Source organism: Escherichia sp. MOD1-EC5950 (assembly GCF_002965345.1).
Lineage (GTDB): Bacteria > Pseudomonadota > Gammaproteobacteria > Enterobacterales > Enterobacteriaceae > Escherichia > Escherichia marmotae.
Genome location: NZ_PTSR01000003.1, coordinates 192,174 through 211,187 on the forward strand (window position 1 = coordinate 192,174; position 19,014 = coordinate 211,187).

The following is a 19,014-nucleotide window of genomic DNA, read 5'->3' on the forward strand; positions in this document are numbered from 1 at the left end:
CGGATGCGGTGTGAACGTCTTGTTTGGCTTACAAAATATTGAAAAATCAATGTATTGTATGGTGTATGCAGGCCAGATAAGCGTAGCGCATCAGGTAGTTTTGCATTTGTCATCAGTCTCAAAGACGCGTGGCGTCTTTCATCGGGCGAACAAACGTTTTCAGCTCTGCCAGCATTTTCTCTGGCTGATTAATATGTTGCTCAATGATTTTCACAATTGCTGACCCAGAAATAGCCCCCGCAGCGCCTGCCTCAATCGCCGCTTTTACCTGTTCCGACGCGGAGATACCGAACCCTTGTAATGGAGGCGCAGCGTTATACTCTTTCAGCTTCGTGACCAGATGATTAAGCGGTAATGCCGCGCGGTTTTCCGCACCCGTCACACCCGCACGCGACAACAAATAGGTATAGCCACGACCATAAGAGGCAATCTGGCGCAGCAAATCATCGTCGGCATTCGGCGGACAGATGAAGATAGGTGCGACGTTATGGCGCAACGCGGCCTGGCGGAAAGGCGCGGACTCTTCTACAGGTACATCAGCAACCAGCACTGAATCGACGCCGACTTTCTCGCACTGCGCATAAAACTCATCAATGCCTTTGTTAAATACCAGATTGGCATACATCAGCAGGCCAATGGGAATGGTTGGGTGCTTCTGGCGAATCAGCGCCAGCATTTCAAAACACTGAGCCGGAGTTACGCCTGCGGCAAAAGCCCGCAGGGTCGCGTTTTGAATAGTTGGCCCATCAGCCAGCGGGTCGGAGAAAGGAATGCCCAACTCCAGCGCGTCGGCACCTGCTTCAATCAAGGCATCGATAATTTTCAGCGACTGTTCAATGCCGGGGTCACCGAGGGTAACAAAAGGAACAAATGCGCCTTCGTTGCGCTCCTTCAATTGGGCAAACAGAGTTTCATAGCGTTCCATCAGATTTCCCCTCGTGCTTTCAAAATATCGTGAACGGTGAAGATGTCTTTATCGCCGCGGCCAGAAAGGTTAACCACCAGCAGTTGCTCTTTCTCTGGGGCTTCGCGCATCATTTTTAGTGCATGGGCAAGGGCGTGGGAGGATTCCAGCGCCGGGATGATCCCTTCATGCAGGCACAGTGTTTTGAACGCTTCCAGTGCTTCATCATCGGTAATTGAAACGTAATCTGCGCGCCCAATGCTGTTGAGATACGCATGTTGTGGGCCGACGGACGGGAAATCCAGACCGGCAGAAATGGAGTAAGACTCTTCAATCTGCCCGTCTTCGGTCTGCATCATCGGTGATTTCATACCGAAATAGATGCCCACGCGACCATGTTTCAACGGTGCACCGTGCTCGCCGGTTTCGATGCCATGACCACCTGGCTCAACACCTATCAGACCGACGTCAGTTTCATTAATGAAATCAGCAAACATACCGATAGCATTCGAGCCGCCGCCAACGCAGGCAATGACGGCATCCGGCAGGCGACCTTCTCTTTCCAGAATTTGCGCTTTCGTTTCTTCGCCAATCATCCGCTGGAACTCTCGCACAATGGTTGGGTAAGGGTGCGGGCCGGCAGCAGTACCCAGCATATAGTGAGCAGTTTCGTAGCTACCAGACCAGTCGCGTAACGCCTCGTTACAGGCATCTTTCAGTGTTGCGGAACCGCTATGTACAGGAATCACTTCTGCACCCATTAAGCGCATCCGAAAAACGTTTGGCGACTGGCGTTCGACATCTTTGGCACCCATATAGATGCGACATTTCAGACCGAGCAGGGCGCTGGCAAGCGCAGAAGCCACACCATGCTGACCGGCCCCGGTTTCCGCGATGATTTCGGTTTTACCCATCCGCTTTGCCAACAATGCCTGCCCCAACACCTGGTTGGTTTTATGCGCGCCGCCGTGGAGTAAATCTTCACGTTTCAGGTACAGCGTGGTGTTAGTTCCCGCCGTGATGTTCTGGCATTTGGTGAGTGCGGTCGGACGCCCGGCATAATTTTTCAGCAGGTCGTTAAACTGCGCCTGAAACTCAGGATCTTTTTGCGCGCTGACGAAGGCTTCTTCCAGTTGGCGCAGAGCAGGCATCAGGATTTGTGGCACGTACATGCCGCCAAATTCACCAAAATAGGGGTTAAGTAATGTTGTCATTGTTCCTTTCCTTAATATGCGCGCAGTGTCTGGAAAACCGAGGCCAAAACGCGTGCATCTTTAATGCCCGGTTGAGACTCTACAGCAGAATTAAAATCAAGCCCGGCGCAGCCGGTTTGTGCCGCTTCCACGCAGTTATCTGCGCCTAAACCACCCGCCAGCAGAACGTTGCTTAGCGATTGACCATGTAACAGTGACCAGTCGAAACGTTGTCCGCTGCCGCCCTGGCCGTTGTCGAAAATATATTTATCGACGAACTGAAGATCGCGTGCAGGCAGGACTTCACCGACGCTTAATGCTTTCCAGATGGCAACATTTTCAGGCAGAGCGTCACGTAGGGCGTCGATATACCCCTGATCTTCACTGCCATGCAGTTGTACTGCCGCCAATGCCAGGGTATTCGCTTTATCAACGACCTCATTAATATCGTGATTGCGGAACACGCCGACATATTGCAATGGTGCTGCAGCTATCACTTCCAGCGCCTGTTCAACGCTGATATAGCGCGGTGATGTGGCAACAAAAATCAATCCGCCGTAAATAGCACCAGCGTCATAAGCCGCTCTGGCATCTTGCCCACGAGTCAGGCCACACACTTTATTCTCACCCAGTAACACCCGACGCACGGCGGCGTTCAAATCGTCATGGGCCATCAGCGCCGAACCAATCAGAAAGCCGTTAGCAAAGTGGCTCAACTCGCGCACCTGAGCATAAGTATTGATTCCGGATTCGCTGATCACCGTCACGTTGTGCCCCAGTTTCGGCGCAAGCTCACGGGTACGGTTGAGATCAATCGACAAATCACGCAGATCGCGGTTGTTGATGCCAACGACTTTTGCTCCCAGCACAATGGCGCGTTCCAGTTCCTCTTCATTACTGACTTCGGTCAGCACGCCCATACCCAGACTATGGGCGACGGCGGAGAGCTGGCGATACTGTTCATCGTCCAGCACTGAAAGCATTAATAAGCAGGCATCAGCCTGATAATAGCGAGCCAGATAGATCTGGTAAGGGTCGATAATAAAGTCTTTACATAAAATTGGCTGTGGTGCGATTTGGCTGACAATAGGGAGGAAATCAAAACTCCCCTGGAAATATTTTTCATCAGTCAGCACCGAAATTGCTGAAGCGTAATGTTTATAAATGGAGGCAATACGTGCAGGATCGAAATCATCACGGATCACACCTTTTGACGGCGATGCTTTTTTGCACTCCAGAATAAACGCGGTGCGTGCGCCCTGCAGCGCATCATAAAAATGTCGTGTGCTCGGCTGAATTTCATTCTGGAAACTGGCCAGCGGTTGTTGCTGTTTGCGGGCTTCTACCCAAATCGCCTTGTCTGCGACAATTTTCGCTAAAACGGTTTGCATCATTTACCCTCGTGCCGCCAGTGCGGTGACTCTGTCGTAAGCGGAACCACTGCGCAGTACCGCAAGAACGGTTTGCGCATTGGCTTGCAGATCTTCATGGCCATGCAGGCGCATTAACATGGCGACATTCGCCGCGACGGCTGCTTCATGAGCGGCGTCACCTTTACCTTGTAACAAGCGTGTTAAAATGTCACGGTTTTCTTCCGGAGTCCCACCAGCCAGTTGCTCCTGGTGGTAGGGCGTCAGGCCAAAATCTTCAGCAGTCAGTTGATAACTTTTGATTTCTCCATCGTGCAATTCCGCAACAATCGTTGGCGCGTGCAAAGAAACTTCATCCATTCCGCCGCTATGCACCACTGCTGCACGTTGATACCCCAGTACGCGCAGGGTTTCGGCAATAGGCAGTACCAGTTCCGGGCTATAAACACCTATTAACGCCAGCGGCGGATGCGCCGGGTTAATCAATGGCCCCAGCACGTTAAACAGGGTGCGGGTTTTCAGTTGCTGGCGAACTGGCATCGCGTGGCGAAAACCGCTGTGGTACTTCGGCGCGAAGAGGAAACAGACACCTAACTCGTCCAGCGCCTGGCGCGATTTATCGGCATTCATATCCAGGTTAATACCAAATGCTGCCAGCAGATCGGACGAACCGGATTTACTGGAAACGCTGCGGTTGCCGTGTTTCGCAACTTTCAGTCCACAAGCCGCGGCGACAAAAGCACTGGCGGTAGATATGTTGATGCTGTTGCTGCCGTCACCGCCGGTGCCGACGATATCGGCAAACAGATAATCAGGTCGCGGGAACGGCGCAGCATTTTCCAGCAGGGCAGTTGCCGCCCCGGCGATTTCATTCGGGTGCTCGCCGCGAATTTTCATGCTCACCAGCGCCGCCGCCAGTTGTTCGGACTTCAGTTCGCCGCGAACTACGGCTGAAAACAACAGGTGGCTCTCCTGCTGGCTAAGCGTCTGTGCCTGATACAGCTTTTCCAGAATCGGTTGCAGCGTGTTGGCCGGTTCCAGCTTCTGTTGCGCCCACGCCAGCGTTTGCTCCAGCAGTTGTGCGCCCTGGGTGGTGAGAATCGATTCCGGATGGAACTGGAAACCGCAAACGCGATCTGCATCATGACGCACCGCCATCACCATGCCATTAAAATGGGCGTTGATGGTTAAACCGGCCGGAATGTTACTGCCAACCAGCGAGTGATAACGCGCCACCGGCAGCGGGTTGCTTAACCCGGCAAACATCGCCTGACCATCATGTTCAATACTGGAAGCTTTGCCGTGGAGTATTTCCCCCGCCTGGCCGACATAACCGCCGTAAGCCTCGACAATCGCCTGATGACCGAGGCAAATACCGATAATCGGCAGCTTGCCACGCAGACGGGTGAGTAGCTCCGGCATACACCCGGCTTCACTCGGCACACCGGGGCCGGGTGAAAGCATCAGCACCGGATTGCTCATCGTCGCCAGACGTTCAATTAAGGTTTGCGCCGGAATATGGTTGCGGTAAATCACCACGTTATGACCATTGCTGCGCAACTGATCTGCCAGGTTGTAAGTAAAAGAGTCGATATTATCGAGCAGCAGAATGTCAGCCATCAGAAAATCTCCTGTGCATGATGCGCGGTGGCGATAGCGCGCAGTACAGCGCGGGCTTTATTACGGGTTTCGTCGGCTTCCGACTGCGGAACAGAATCAAGCACCACGCCAGCACCGGCTTGCACGGTAGCGACGCCGTTTTCCACCAGCGCCGAACGGATGACAATGCAGGTATCGAGATCGCCGTGCGCGGTGAAATAACCTACCGCGCCGCCGTAGCTGCCGCGTCGACGACCTTCTGCTTCGGCAATTAACTGCATGGCGCGCACTTTCGGCGCACCGCTTAACGTGCCCATATTCATACAGGCGCGGTAAGCGTGCAGGGCGTCAAGGTCGTGGCGCAGTTCACCGACCACGCGGGAGACGAGGTGCATCACGTAGGAATAACGGTCAACTTTGGTGAGGTCGGCTACGTAGCGGCTGCCGGGGGTGCAAATGCGTGCGAGGTCGTTACGGGCAAGATCCACCAGCATCAGATGCTCGGAAAGCTCTTTATGGTCGGTACGCATCGATAGTTCAATCCGGCTGTCGAGGTCTCTGTCCAGTGAACCATCGGCGCGACGACCGCGTGGGCGTGTTCCGGCAATCGGGTAGATTTCAATCTGACGACTGGTGGCGTCGTATTTGAGTGAACTTTCCGGCGACGCGCCGAACAGAGTGAAATCATCATCCTGCATAAAAAACATGTACGGGCTGGGGTTACTCTTTTTCAGCACGTAATAAGCTGCCAGCGGTGACGGGCAGGGCAGTGAGAAACGGCGAGATGGCACGACCTGGAAAATCTCTCCGGCGCGAATCGCTTTTTGCAACGAACGCACGACACCGCCGAACTCTTCATCGCTCTGATTACATTCACAACGCATATGCGGCACGGAAACCACTGGCAGTGGCGGCGCGATTTCGGTGAGTTGCTGGCGAAGTTCGTTCAGGCGAGCAGTGAGGCGCTGTTTTTCTTCTTCATTCTGACCAAAAAGGCTGGCCTGGATGCGTGTGCTTTTCTTCTGATGGTCAATCACCATCAGCGTTTCAGCAAGATAAAAACAGAAATCAGGGCAGTTATTTTCAGCCGCCAGTTGCGGTAAATCTTCAAATCCTGCGACCAGGTCGTAAGAGAACAGGCCGCCAAAGAACATCGCTTCTCGTTCTTCCTTCGGCACATTCACCAGATCCTGCAACAAACGAAAAGTGTCAAAAACCGAAAGGGAGCATAAACGGGCATCTTCATCCAAAAGAGTGCTGACGGGCGGAAAACGCAGCACGCGACAATCTGGCGATTGTTCATTTTCTACGCCAGCAGGCAGAGTGCTATCCAGCAATGCAAGCAGAGATGTCCCATTGTCAGTTAGCGCTTTAATTGTGACAGTGTCACCTAATGCGGTAATACGCAGCGCACTATCCACTAACAGCAGACTTTTCAGATCATCTTTGCTGTCAATATCTGCCGATTCCAGCAGCAGCGTAGCAGAACGTGCTCCGCACAACTGGTGAAAAAGCGCGGTCGGATTATCGCGATAAGCACCTGCGCAGGTTAACAGTTCGAGAGTCGGTTTTTGTGTTTGCATTGTTATTCTCTAATTTTGTTCAAAAAAAAGCCCGCTCATTAGGCGGGCTGGGTATCTGGTTGCTTTACGCATGGTGAATACACTGCCCGTTTCAGGAAGTGCGCCACCAACCTTTCAGTACGAAAATCGCTTTCATTGTCGATACCCTTTTTACGTGAACTTGCGTACTAGTTAACTAGTTCGATAGTTAATTGTCAACAGCTCATTTCAGAATATTTGCCAGAACCGTTATGATGACGACGCAAAAAACATTATCCAAAATGGGAGTGCGCCTTGAGCGACACGAATTACGCAGTCATTTATGACCTGCACAGCCATACTACGGCTTCCGATGGCTGCCTGACACCGGAAGCGCTGGTACACCGTGCCGCAGAAATGCGCGTCGGCACCCTGGCGATCACCGACCATGACACCACGGCAGGGATCTCGCCAGCAAGAGAAGAAATTTCACGTTCGGGACTGGCACTGAATCTTATTCCTGGCGTGGAAATTTCCACCGTATGGGAAAATCATGAAATTCATATTGTCGGGTTGAATATTGATATTTCTCATCCGGCAATGTGTGAATTCCTGGCACAGCAAACTGAACGGCGTAATCAGCGGGCGCAGTTAATCGCAGAAAGGCTGGAAAAAGCGCAAATACCGGGCGCGCTGGAAGGGGCGCGAAGACTAGCGCAGGGCGGCGCGGTAACTCGCGGACATTTTGCTCGTTTTCTGGTCGAGTGTGGCAAAGCCAGTTCAATGGCGGACGTCTTTAAAAAATATCTGGCGCGCGGGAAAACCGGATACGTTCCGCCACAGTGGTGTACAATAGAACAAGCTATTGATGTCATTCATCATTCTGGCGGTAAGGCGGTGCTGGCTCATCCAGGGCGGTACAATCTTAGTGCTAAATGGCTGAAAAGATTGGTTGCGCATTTTGCCGAACATCACGGCGACGCGATGGAAGTCGCGCAATGCCAGCAATCGCCCAATGAACGCACCCAACTGGCGACACTTGTACGCCAGCACCATTTATGGGCATCACAAGGCTCTGATTTTCATCAGCCGTGCCCGTGGATTGAACTGGGGCGTAAACTCTGGCTGCCCGCAGGCGTTGAAGGCGTCTGGCAGCTTTGGGAACAGCCACAGAACAAGACAGAGAGGGAAGTATGAGTCAGTTTTTTTATATCCATCCAGATAATCCGCAACAGCGTCTGATCAACCAGGCGGTGGAGATTGTGCGTAAAGGTGGGGTGATTGTTTATCCTACCGATTCAGGCTACGCACTGGGCTGTAAAATTGAAGATAAAAACGCGATGGAGCGTATTTGTCGCATTCGCCAGTTGCCGGACGGTCACAACTTTACCCTGATGTGTCGTGATCTTTCCGAACTCTCGACCTATTCCTTTGTTGATAACGTCGCGTTTCGCCTGATGAAAAACAACACGCCAGGTAACTACACCTTTATCCTGAAGGGAACGAAAGAGGTGCCGCGCCGACTGTTGCAGGAAAAACGTAAAACCATTGGTATGCGCGTGCCATCTAACCCCATCGCCCAGGCATTACTTGAGGTGCTGGGTGAACCGATGCTTTCTACCTCGCTGATGCTACCTGGCAGTGAATTTACCGAATCCGATCCGGAAGAAATTAAAGATCGTCTGGAAAAACAGGTAGATTTGATTATTCACGGCGGCTACCTCGGACAGAAACCGACAACGGTTATCGATCTCACTGATGACACACCAGTCGTGGTGCGTGAAGGCGTGGGTGATGTGAAGCCTTTCTTATAAGAAATTGCGTTCCACGGATGGAAGATTATGGCAGGGATATATCGCTGCATTTTGCTGTTGATAGTTGGGCTTTTTTTCTCTTCGTTGAGTTATGCGAAAAACACGGAGATCCCTTCATATGAAGAAGGGATCTCGCTCTTTGATGTTGAAGCCACTCTGCAACCGGATGGGGTGCTCGACATCAAAGAGAATATTTATTTTCAGGCGCGAAATCAGCAGATTAAGCACGGATTTTCTCGTGATTTACCACGACTATGGATGCAGTCTAATGGGGATGCTGCACTGCTGAACTATCGTATTGTTGGCGTTACCCGTGACGGCGTTCCTGAACCCTGGCATCTTGACTGGCATATTGGGTTAATGAGTATTGTCGTGGGCGATAAACAACGTTTCTTGCCTCAAGGCGACTATCATTATCAAATTCATTATCAGGTTAAAAATGCTTTCCTGCGTGAGGGAGATTCTGACCTGCTAATCTGGAACGTGACCGGTAGTAACTGGCCGTTTGAAATCTATAAGACCCGATTTTCACTCAAGTTCTCTAATATTGCGGGTAATCCATTTAGTGAAATCGATATCTTTACCGGAGATGAGGGCGACACATATCGAAATGGCCGCATCCTTGAGGACGGAAGAATTGAATCTCGCGATCCGTTTTATCGAGAAGACTTCACGGTTCTCTACCGTTGGCCTCATGCCTTGCTGGATAATGCCCCGGCACAACACACGACGAATATTTTTAGCCATCTTTTTGGACCCTCAACATCGTCTCTTATCATTTGGTTACCGTGTTTGCTCCTGGCGTGTGGATGGTTATATCTCTGGAAGCGCAGGCCGCAATTTACGCCGGTAGATGTGATTGAAACCGATGTCATTCCGCCAGATTACACGCCCGGAATGTTACGTCTCGATGCGAAGCTGGTTTACGACGATAAAGGTTTTTGTGCCGATATCGTAAATCTGATTGTGAAAGGAAAAATTCATCTGGAAGATCAGTATGACAAAAATCAGCAAACCCTGATCCATGTTAATGAAGGCGCCACCAGAAATAATGCGGTATTACTGCCCGCAGAGCAGTTATTATTGGAAGCGTTATTTCGTAAAGGCGATAAGGTCGTTCTCACGGGGAGGCGCAACAGCGTCTTACGCAGAGCATTTTTACGGATGCAGAAATTTTATCTGCCGCGTAAAAAGTCTTCCTTTTACCGACCTGATGCGTTTTTGCAATGGGGGGGAATGGCGATATTGGCGGTCATTCTCTACGGTAATCTGAGTCCCATAGGTTGGGCAGGAATGAGTCTGGTGGGCGATATGTTTATTATGATCTGCTGGCTTCTTCCTTTTTTATTTTGTTCCCTTGAGCTTTTGTTGGCCCGCGATGATGACAAGCCTTGCGTTAATCGTGTAATAATCACTTTGTTTTTACCACTGATTTGTTCAGGCGTGGCCTTCTATTCTCTCTACATCAATGTCGGAGATGTATTCTTTTACTGGTATATGCCAGCGGGTTATTTTAGCGCTGTTTTCCTGACCGGTTATCTCACTGGCATGGGGTATATTTTTCTGCCAAAGTTTACCCAAACTGGGCAGCAACGTTATGCCCACGGTGAAGCTATCGTTAACTATCTTGCGCGTAAAGAGGCGGCAACGCACAGTGGGCGGCGGCGGAAAGGGGAAACACGGAAACTGGATTACGCTTTGTTAGGTTGGGCTATATCAGCAAATTTGGGGAGGGAATGGGCGTTACGCATCGCCCCTTCGCTCTCTTCGGCTATTCGCGCTCCAGAGATTGCCCGTAACGGCGTTTTATTCTCATTACAGACGCACCTGAGTTGCGGGGCCTATACCAGTTTGTTGGGGCGGAGCTATTCCGGTGGTGGTTCTGGCGCTGGTGGCGGTGCGGGAGGTGGAGGCGGTGGTGGTTGGTAACCAAACCGATGTTAATCGAAACAAGCTTTAACCATAAAGATAGTGTAGTATGTTGCGCCTCAAAGCCAGGCCAGTTAAAACGTCGAGTCGTTTACTTAAGGCCTGAAGAGTTCAAACAGACTTTACTATCAGTGAGTCAGATGTAAGTTCTGACTCATTGTTGCACAAAAGCATATCAGACGCCTGGGAAGGCGACACCAAAAGGAAGCTCTATGAGCGAAAAGCTACAGAAAGTGCTGGCGCGTGCCGGCCACGGTTCTCGCCGTGAAATTGAATCTATTATTGAAGCCGGTCGTGTGAGTGTTGATGGCAAAATTGCTAAACTCGGCGATCGCGTTGAAGTTACCCCTGGGCTGAAAATCCGTATCGATGGTCACCTGATTTCGGTACGCGAGTCCGCTGAACAAATTTGTCGCGTTCTGGCCTATTACAAGCCAGAAGGCGAGTTGTGTACTCGTAATGACCCGGAAGGGCGTCCGACCGTGTTTGATCGTCTGCCGAAGCTGCGAGGGGCGCGCTGGATTGCCGTTGGCCGTCTCGACGTTAACACCTGTGGTCTGTTGCTGTTCACCACCGATGGTGAACTGGCAAACCGCTTAATGCACCCAAGCCGTGAAGTTGAACGTGAATATGCCGTGCGTGTATTTGGTCAGGTTGACGACGCGAAACTGCGTGATTTGAGTCGCGGCGTGCAACTGGAAGATGGTCCGGCAGCCTTTAAAACCATCAAGTTTAGTGGCGGTGAAGGGATCAACCAGTGGTATAACGTCACTCTTACCGAGGGCCGTAACCGTGAGGTTCGTCGTCTTTGGGAAGCGGTTGGCGTGCAGGTTAGCCGCCTGATTCGTGTGCGCTACGGTGATATTCCACTGCCGAAAGGCCTGCCACGCGGTGGCTGGACGGAGCTGGATCTCGCTCAGACTAACTATTTGCGTGAACTGGTGGAACTGCCGCCAGAAACCAGTTCTAAAGTTGCCGTAGAAAAAGATCGTCGTCGTATGAAGGCGAATCAAATTCGACGTGCGGTGAAACGTCACAGTCAGGTGAGCGGCGGTCGTCGTTCTGGCGGACGTAATAATAACGGTTAATTTACGTTAAGTATAAAATAAAGGCCCTGCGGGGCCTTTTCTTCATTTGAAGCATGATAAATAGTCGCAGCATTTTAATTTAATTTCATACTTGCTTATGAATAATGCCCGGAAATAGCCACATTACTATTTAATTATCTGAGATAAACTCAACGTCAAGAGGTGGGTTATGATTAGATATAGTGGAGTATTTCTATCGCTGTTAATGATTTCAGGTTGTGCAACCGATGCTTTGAAAAATGAACAAGCTGAAACTGTTATTACTGCGGGTAACAAGGCGGTGGCGGCGAATGCAAGTTTCTTTAAACAATACTATGCTTCTCGTGAAAACTTTCTTGTTAATTTTTATGCGACTAATCCGGAGTGTGCACCCCGACCAGATTATGAGGTAGTTATTGAAAACAGTACCAGTAATGAGTCATTGTGTCAGCAACCTGGAGATAAGCACAAAAAATCTCAAGAAGATCTTTTTACTACAAAGATAGTCGCTACTGAAAAAGAAAGATTGCTGGCTTCTATGGAAATCATTAGCAGTATGAGTTCTTATGTCGAACTTTTGAATGAGGATTTAGATGTTAAAGACAGCAAACAGTTCATATTGCTTAAACAAGCTCTGGATCACGCGAATAATGCGGGGGCACTTCTGGGCATCAATGATGGTGGAACATTAACAAAATCTGCAGCAGCGGTTAAAGATTTAGTGGTTTATTTCAATGGGTTGTATAATACAAGGGTAAACGCAGGGAATATAGGTAGTACGGTAAATAATCATTGGAAAAGAATAAAAAATGATCTAACTGATATACGAAACGATATCGCGACAAAAGGTAAACAAACCGGAAGAAATACCTTTGCGACGGTACATAATAATCTCGTTTATTACAATGCCTCCTTAAAAAAAGGAGGAGGTAATGAATTTAAGACATTGAAGAGCAGACAAGAATTCCTGGCTGCGATTATCAGCATTAATGAAACACGTCTTCGTGCAGCAGATCCAGCAATTCCAGCAATACAAGCACTGAACTCATTTCTTGACGAGGGGAATCACCTTAAGGATTTATACACTAATAAAACACGCACAGCGGCTGAACAAAAAAGGCTAAATGAAATATTACGTGCACAAGTAATTAGTGGGTTAAAGGCGTCTGAGGGGCTGGCAAAACTACTTATTGCTAGCGGAATAATGTTATAGGAGGCTTTTTATGAACGATGTACAAAATCGTAGAATACTGGCATTACTCGACATGCTGTATAATACCCTGGGCAATAAAACCACATGTAAGGTTTGTCATAAATATTTTATCCTTATCCTCTCGATTATGAACAACCTGACGATTAACTATGGTTCTGAAACCTCACCAGAGTTAAGCGGAATTAGTTATGAAGATGCGAATGCGTTAATTACTGAACTGATATTATTTATTGAAGATGTTGACGCTGAGAATCATGAAGCATATCCGGGACATTTGAATGAGATTAAACGCATTCTGAATTTCGCTATTGCCGCTTGAATATAATTATGATTAAAGCACCTCAAGAGGCAATCTTTTGAGGTGCTTTCACTTAATAATCAATCCCGATTTGTGCTTTAACTCCTGCATCAAACGCATGTTTGACGGGGCGTAATTCACTGACGGTATCTGCCAGTTCAAGTATATCCCGATGACAGCCACGACCCGTGATAATCACCGTTTGCTGATGTGGACGCTCATTTAAGGCTTGCACCACTTCTTCCAGTGGCAAATAGTCATACGCCACCATATACGTCAGCTCATCGAGCAAAACCATATCCAGCGAGGAATCAGCCAGCATTCGCTTTGCATGTTGCCAGACTTCACGGCAGGCAGCGGTATCAGCTTCGCGGTTTTGCGTATCCCAGGTAAAACCTGTTGCCATCACCTGAAACTCGACGCCGTGTGGTTCCAGTAGATTGCGCTCGCCGTTAGGCCAGGTGCCTTTAATAAACTGCACGACGCCCACTTTTTTTCCGTGACCTACCGCGCGTGTTGCCGTACCAAATGCCGCAGTGGTTTTGCCTTTTCCATTGCCAGTAAAAACAATAATAATGCCGCGCTCATCCTGGGCCTGCGCCACGCGGGCATCCACTTTTTCTTTAACACGTTGCTGACGCTGTTGGTAGCGTTCGTCACTCATTGGGAAATTCCTGGTTTACGGCCCGGTTGGGCGTCAAAGGTCATACCGGTTTTACGGCGGCTGTCATCGCCCATCAGCCAGAGGTATAGCGGCATGATATCGGCGGGTGTTTTGAGCTTCAGCGGATCTTCCGTAGGGAAGGCACTGGCACGCATGGCGGTGCGCGTACCGCCCGGGTTAATGCAGTTCACACGCAGACGCTGCTGATATTCATCGGCCAGTACCTGCATCATCCCTTCGGTGGCAAATTTAGAGGCAGCATATGCGCCCCAGTTGGCACGCCCCTGACGTCCAACGCTTGATGAGGTAAAGACCAGCGAACCGGCGTCCGATTTGAGTAATAAAGGAAGAAGTGCCTGGGTCAGCATAAAGGTAGCATTTACGTTGACCTGCATGACATCCTGCCAGACCTGCGGATTTTGTTCGCTCATCGGGCAAACTTCGCCAAGCAATCCGGCATTATGCAGAACGCCGTCCAGACGCGGATAATTAACGGCAATGCGCTGTGCCAGTTGATGGCAATCTTCGGATGTGCAGGTCAGCAAATCGAGAATAAACCACTGTGGCTGGTGTCCGGTCTCTTCGAACATACGTCGGGCGACCTGACGTAATTTTTCTTCGTTACGACCCAGTAAAATCACCGTCGCGCCATAACGCGCATAAGTCTGAGCGGCTTCACGACCAATTCCGTCGCTGGCACCGGTCACCAGGATAATACGATCATTGAGTAAATCTTGTTTTGGTTGGTAATGCATGGCTACTCCTCAACGACATTATCCGTCGCGTTGCCAGTGTACTTATGACTTTGAGGGGTTATGCCTTAAACAGAGGCGCATTTCAATCAGCCAGGAGCGATAACGCCGTAAAATGAATACTTTGTCATACTTTCTCGTCAAGAATATCTCTGCGAGACGGCTTAACATGCCTGTTGTAAACTGTGAAGCAAAGCGTTGTTTAACCAAGGTGGGACTCGTGGAATTGTTGTCTGAATATGGTTTGTTTTTGGCGAAAATTGTCACTGTTGTGGTGGCGATTGCGGCTATTGCCGCCATTATTGTCAATGTTGCCCAACGTAATAAGCGCCAGCGTGGCGAGTTACGGGTTAATAATCTCAGCGAACAATATAAGGAGATGAAAGAAGAACTGGCCGCAGCGCTGATGGATACACATCAGCAAAAACAGTGGCATAAAGCGCAGAAGAAAAAGCACAAGCAAGAAGCGAAAGCAGCGAAAGCGAGAGCCAAACTGGGCGAGGTGGTGACTGACAGTAAGCCCCGTGTCTGGGTGCTGGATTTCAAAGGCAGCATGGACGCGCATGAAGTGAACTCGCTGCGTGAAGAGGTCACTGCGGTACTCGCGGCATTTAAGCCGCGTGACCAGGTGGTTTTGCGTCTGGAAAGCCCCGGCGGTATGGTTCATGGTTACGGTCTGGCAGCCTCGCAGTTGCAGCGTCTGCGCGATAAAAACATTCCTTTAACCGTTACGGTAGACAAAGTGGCTGCTAGCGGCGGCTACATGATGGCCTGTGTTGCGGATAAAATTGTTTCCGCACCGTTTGCCATTGTTGGCTCCATCGGTGTGGTGGCGCAAATGCCCAACTTTAACCGCTTCCTGAAAAGTAAAGATATTGATATCGAACTGCATACTGCCGGGCAATATAAGCGGACGTTGACATTGCTGGGTGAAAACACCGAAGAAGGGCGTGAGAAATTCCGTGAAGAACTGAACGAAACACATCAGCTATTTAAAGCTTTTGTAAAACGTATGCGTCCGTCTCTGGATATTGAAGAGGTGGCTACTGGCGAACACTGGTACGGGCAACAGGCGGTAGAGAAAGGTCTGGTTGACGAAATAAACACCAGTGATGAAGTGATTCTGAGTCTGATGGAAGGCCGTGAAGTGGTTAACGTGCGTTATATGCAGCGTAAACGGTTAATAGACCGATTTACCGGCAGTGCGGCAGAGAGCGTCGACCGATTGTTGTTACGCTGGTGGCAGCGCGGGCAAAAGCCTTTGATGTAAAAGACAAACGCGAGGTTCAGGCCTCGCGTTTTGCTTTAATCTACCAGATGATATTTTTCCGAGAGCACGTGAGCCAGGTGTTTAAACATATTAAACACCGCGGTGCTTTTCGCAGTCGGCAATCCTTGTTCATCTAAAAAGTAATCGCCGGTAAACACCAGTACGCCATTACGCTGCGTAACGCCGGTGGCTTCAATTCCTGCGAGCGTATCCTCATGCTCACGAATGATTTTGTTGGCCTCTTTCAACAGCGTTTCGCGGTCGATGGGTTGTGTCTCTTTGTTCATTATTTACTCCTTAAACAAGGACATTAGTCTACGCCAGGCATGGCTTGCAGACAAATATACCACGCTGGCGTCAGGTGCGCCTTACTGGCAACTTTGGATTTTGCATGCTAATAAAGTTGCGTAACGGATTTTATCAGGTACAGTGTGACGCTTTCGTCAATCTGGCAATAGATTTGCTTGACATTCGACCAAAATTCCGTCGTGCTATAGCGCCTGTAGGCAAAGACCTGCTAACTCAGTCACCTGAATTTTCGTGAACAGAGTCACGACAAGGGGTTGATATCCGCAGAGAGCGAGTCCATATCGGTAACTCGTTGCCAGTGGAAGGTTTATCAATGTGCGACGCATTCCTGGAAGAATCAAATTAGGTAAGGTGAATATGGGTAAAGCTCTTGTCATCGTTGAGTCCCCGGCAAAAGCCAAAACGATCAACAAGTATCTGGGTAGTGACTACGTGGTGAAATCCAGCGTCGGTCACATCCGCGATTTGCCGACCAGTGGCTCAACTACTAAAAAGAGTGCCGACTCTACCTCCACCAAGACGGCTAAAAAGCCTAAAAAGGATGAACGTGGCGCTCTCGTCAACCGTATGGGGGTTGACCCGTGGCACAATTGGGAGGCGCACTATGAAGTGTTGCCTGGTAAAGAGAAGGTCGTCTCTGAACTGAAACAACTGGCTGAAAAAGCCGACCACATCTATCTCGCAACCGACCTTGACCGCGAAGGGGAAGCCATTGCATGGCACCTGCGGGAAGTGATTGGTGGTGATGATGCGCGCTATAGCCGGGTGGTGTTTAACGAAATTACTAAAAACGCGATCCGCCAGGCTTTCAACAAACCTGGTGAGCTGAATATTGATCGTGTTAATGCCCAGCAGGCGCGTCGCTTTATGGACCGTGTGGTGGGTTATATGGTTTCTCCGCTGCTGTGGAAAAAGATTGCTCGCGGTCTTTCTGCCGGGCGTGTGCAATCAGTGGCGGTTCGCCTGGTGGTCGAGCGTGAACGAGAAATTAAAGCGTTCGTACCGGAAGAGTTCTGGGAGGTGGATGCCAGCACGACCACACCATCAGGCGAAGCGTTGGCCTTGCAGGTGACCCATCAGAACGACAAACCGTTCCGCCCGGCGACTAAAGAACAAACTCAGGCAGCGGTAAGTCTGCTGGAAAAAGCGCGCTATAGCGTGCTGGAACGTGAAGACAAACCGACAACCAGTAAACCTGGCGCGCCTTTTATTACTTCCACATTGCAACAGGCTGCCAGTACCCGTCTTGGTTTTGGCGTGAAAAAAACCATGATGATGGCGCAGCGTCTGTATGAAGCTGGCTATATCACTTACATGCGTACCGACTCCACTAACCTGAGTCAGGACGCGGTAAATATGGTTCGTGGATATATTAGCGATAATTTCGGTAAGAAATATCTGCCGGAAAGCCCGAACCAATACGCCAGCAAAGAAAACTCTCAAGAAGCGCACGAAGCGATTCGTCCTTCTGACGTCAATGTAATGGCAGAATCGCTGAAAGATATGGAAGCGGATGCGCAGAAACTGTACCAGTTAATCTGGCGTCAGTTCGTTGCATGTCAGATGACCCCGGCGAAATATGACTCCACCACGCTGACCGTTGGCGCAGGTGATTTCCGCCTGAAAGCGCGCGGACGTATTTTGCGTTTCGACGGTTGGACGAAAGTGATGCCCGCGCTGCGTAAAGGCGATGAAGATCGTATTTTACCGGCTGTCGATAAAGGTGACTCACTGTCGCTTGTTGAGCTGACACCTGCTCAGCACTTTACCAAACCGCCAGCCCGTTTCAGTGAAGCTTCGCTGGTTAAAGAACTGGAAAAACGCGGTATTGGTCGTCCTTCCACCTATGCGTCGATCATTTCGACCATTCAGGATCGTGGTTATGTGCGCGTAGAAAACCGTCGTTTCTATGCGGAAAAAATGGGTGAGATCGTAACTGATCGCCTGGAAGAAAATTTCCGTGAGTTAATGAACTACGACTTTACCGCGCAGATGGAAAACAGCCTCGACCAGGTGGCGAATCACGAAGCAGAGTGGAAAGCCGTACTGGATCACTTCTTCTCGGATTTCACCCAGCAGCTCGATAAAGCGGAAAAAGATCCGGAAGAGGGCGGTATGCGGCCGAACCAGATGGTTCTGACCAGTATCGATTGCCCGACCTGTGGCCGCAAAATGGGTATTCGTACTGCCAGTACCGGGGTATTCCTCGGCTGTTCCGGCTATGCGCTACCGCCGAAAGAGCGTTGCAAAACCACCATCAACCTGGTGCCGGAAAACGAAGTGCTTAACGTGCTGGAAGGCGAAGATGCTGAAACCAACGCGCTGCGCGCCAAACGTCGTTGCCAGAAGTGTGGCACGGCGATGGATAGCTATCTCATCGATCCGAAACGTAAATTGCATGTCTGTGGTAATAACCCAACCTGCGACGGTTACGAGATCGAAGAGGGCGAATTCCGCATTAAAGGTTATGACGGCCCGATCGTTGAGTGTGAAAAATGTGGTTCTGAAATGCATCTGAAAATGGGGCGTTTCGGTAAATACATGGCCTGCACTAACGAAGAGTGTAAAAACACGCGTAAGATTTTACGTAACGGTGAAGTCGCGCCGCCGAAAGAAGATCCGGTTCCGCTGCCAGAATTACCGTGCGAAAAATCGGATGCTTATTTCGTGCTGCGTGATGGTGCTGCCGGTGTGTTCCTGGCTGCCAATACCTTCCCTAAATCACGTGAAACGCGTGCACCGCTGGTGGAAGAGCTTTATCGCTTCCGCGACCGTTTACCGGAAAAATTGCGTTATCTGGCCGATGCGCCGCAGCAGGATCCGGAAGGTAATAAGACAATGGTTCGCTTTAGCCGTAAAACCAAACAGCAATATGTCTCTTCGGAAAAAGATGGAAAGGCAACTGGCTGGTCAGCATTTTATGTAGATGGCAAATGGGTTGAAGGGAAAAAATAACCTTTAACTTTTTCCGGTTTTTATAAACAAAGGGTCGCGAAAACGGCCCTTTTTTATTACATATTATTTTTTCTGCACACCTATACACTAAAGCTATAAATGATATAGTGGTTATAGTTATCGCTTTTTTTATTAT

17 protein-coding genes and 1 other annotated feature are annotated in these 19,014 nt (G+C 49.8%); of the genes, 8 read left to right on the top strand and 9 right to left on the bottom strand.

What is annotated here, in order from left to right; genetic code table 11:
- Nucleotides 1–118 precede the first annotated feature (118 nt).
- The 6 genes from trpA to trpL all read right to left on the bottom strand — a co-directional run bounded on the left by trpA (nucleotide 119) and on the right by trpL (nucleotide 6,785).
- Complete coding sequence (trpA, locus tag BEA93_RS05660; protein WP_105224592.1) at nucleotides 119–925, bottom strand: tryptophan synthase subunit alpha; 807 nt, start codon at nucleotides 923–925, stop codon at nucleotides 119–121.
- Nucleotides 925–2,118 carry a tryptophan synthase subunit beta gene (gene trpB, locus BEA93_RS05665; RefSeq protein ID WP_000209515.1) on the bottom strand — a complete coding sequence of 398 codons (1,194 nt, stop codon included), beginning with the start codon at nucleotides 2,116–2,118 and terminating at the stop codon, nucleotides 925–927. The genes trpA and trpB overlap by 1 nt, the downstream gene beginning before the upstream one ends.
- Before the next feature lie 11 nt (nucleotides 2,119–2,129).
- Nucleotides 2,130–3,491: a bifunctional indole-3-glycerol-phosphate synthase TrpC/phosphoribosylanthranilate isomerase TrpF gene (gene trpCF / locus BEA93_RS05670; RefSeq protein ID WP_172954570.1), complete on the bottom strand. Its 1,362-nt coding sequence runs from the start codon at nucleotides 3,489–3,491 to the stop codon at nucleotides 2,130–2,132.
- Complete coding sequence (gene trpD / locus BEA93_RS05675; protein ID WP_000763504.1) at nucleotides 3,492–5,087, bottom strand: bifunctional anthranilate synthase glutamate amidotransferase component TrpG/anthranilate phosphoribosyltransferase TrpD; 1,596 nt, start codon at nucleotides 5,085–5,087, stop codon at nucleotides 3,492–3,494. It lies immediately after the preceding gene.
- Nucleotides 5,087–6,649, bottom strand: a complete 1,563-nt coding sequence (gene trpE, locus BEA93_RS05680) for an anthranilate synthase component I (RefSeq protein WP_001194558.1) — start codon at nucleotides 6,647–6,649, stop codon at nucleotides 5,087–5,089. The genes trpD and trpE overlap by 1 nt, the downstream gene beginning before the upstream one ends.
- A gap of 21 nt (nucleotides 6,650–6,670) precedes the next feature.
- Nucleotides 6,671–6,764, bottom strand: a sequence feature (Trp leader region).
- Nucleotides 6,741–6,785, bottom strand: a complete 45-nt coding sequence (gene trpL, locus BEA93_RS05685) for a trp operon leader peptide (protein ID WP_001700591.1) — start codon at nucleotides 6,783–6,785, stop codon at nucleotides 6,741–6,743. Its footprint overlaps the feature before it by 24 nt.
- 137 nt (nucleotides 6,786–6,922) lie before the next feature.
- Between trpL and rnm the strand changes: the two genes are divergently transcribed.
- From rnm to BEA93_RS05715, 6 genes are all read left to right on the top strand, one after another.
- Complete coding sequence (rnm, locus tag BEA93_RS05690) at nucleotides 6,923–7,804, top strand: RNase RNM (RefSeq protein ID WP_001285652.1); 882 nt, start codon at nucleotides 6,923–6,925, stop codon at nucleotides 7,802–7,804.
- On the top strand, nucleotides 7,801–8,421 hold the full coding sequence (locus BEA93_RS05695) for an L-threonylcarbamoyladenylate synthase (RefSeq protein ID WP_001516499.1): 621 nt from the start codon (nucleotides 7,801–7,803) through the stop codon (nucleotides 8,419–8,421). Before rnm ends, BEA93_RS05695 begins: the two co-directional genes overlap by 4 nt.
- A 27-nt stretch (nucleotides 8,422–8,448) precedes the next feature.
- A complete protein-coding gene (locus BEA93_RS05700) occupies nucleotides 8,449–10,350 on the top strand; it encodes a DUF2207 domain-containing protein (RefSeq protein ID WP_010377673.1) in 1,902 nt (633 codons plus the stop codon).
- A 212-nt stretch (nucleotides 10,351–10,562) separates the two neighbouring features.
- Nucleotides 10,563–11,438, top strand: a complete 876-nt coding sequence (gene rluB, locus BEA93_RS05705) for a 23S rRNA pseudouridine(2605) synthase RluB (protein WP_001291217.1) — start codon at nucleotides 10,563–10,565, stop codon at nucleotides 11,436–11,438.
- Between the two features lie 169 nt (nucleotides 11,439–11,607).
- Nucleotides 11,608–12,630 (top strand): hypothetical protein, encoded by a 1,023-nt coding sequence (locus BEA93_RS05710; RefSeq protein WP_105224591.1) that lies wholly within the window; start codon nucleotides 11,608–11,610, stop codon nucleotides 12,628–12,630.
- Between the two features lie 10 nt (nucleotides 12,631–12,640).
- Nucleotides 12,641–12,949, top strand: a complete 309-nt coding sequence (locus tag BEA93_RS05715) for a hypothetical protein (RefSeq protein WP_001516496.1) — start codon at nucleotides 12,641–12,643, stop codon at nucleotides 12,947–12,949.
- A 52-nt stretch (nucleotides 12,950–13,001) separates the two neighbouring features.
- Here the strand turns inward: BEA93_RS05715 and cobO are convergent, their stop codons facing one another.
- Entirely contained in the window at nucleotides 13,002–13,592 is a 591-nt protein-coding gene (gene cobO, locus BEA93_RS05720) for a cob(I)yrinic acid a,c-diamide adenosyltransferase (RefSeq protein WP_001516495.1), read from the bottom strand.
- Nucleotides 13,589–14,347, bottom strand: a complete 759-nt coding sequence (locus BEA93_RS05725) for a YciK family oxidoreductase (RefSeq protein WP_000559299.1) — start codon at nucleotides 14,345–14,347, stop codon at nucleotides 13,589–13,591. The genes cobO and BEA93_RS05725 overlap by 4 nt, the downstream gene beginning before the upstream one ends.
- Nucleotides 14,348–14,564: 217 nt before the next feature.
- Between BEA93_RS05725 and sohB the strand changes: the two genes are divergently transcribed.
- Entirely contained in the window at nucleotides 14,565–15,614 is a 1,050-nt protein-coding gene (gene sohB / locus BEA93_RS05730) for a protease SohB (protein WP_000422073.1), read from the top strand.
- A gap of 35 nt (nucleotides 15,615–15,649) precedes the next feature.
- Here the strand turns inward: sohB and BEA93_RS05735 are convergent, their stop codons facing one another.
- On the bottom strand, nucleotides 15,650–15,901 hold the full coding sequence (locus tag BEA93_RS05735; RefSeq protein WP_001031530.1) for a YciN family protein: 252 nt from the start codon (nucleotides 15,899–15,901) through the stop codon (nucleotides 15,650–15,652).
- A gap of 379 nt (nucleotides 15,902–16,280) precedes the next feature.
- On the opposite strand from BEA93_RS05735, the gene topA reads away from it, so the two are divergent.
- Nucleotides 16,281–18,878, top strand: a complete 2,598-nt coding sequence (topA, locus tag BEA93_RS05745) for a type I DNA topoisomerase (RefSeq protein WP_001516492.1) — start codon at nucleotides 16,281–16,283, stop codon at nucleotides 18,876–18,878.
- Nucleotides 18,879–19,014: the final 136 nt, after the last annotated feature.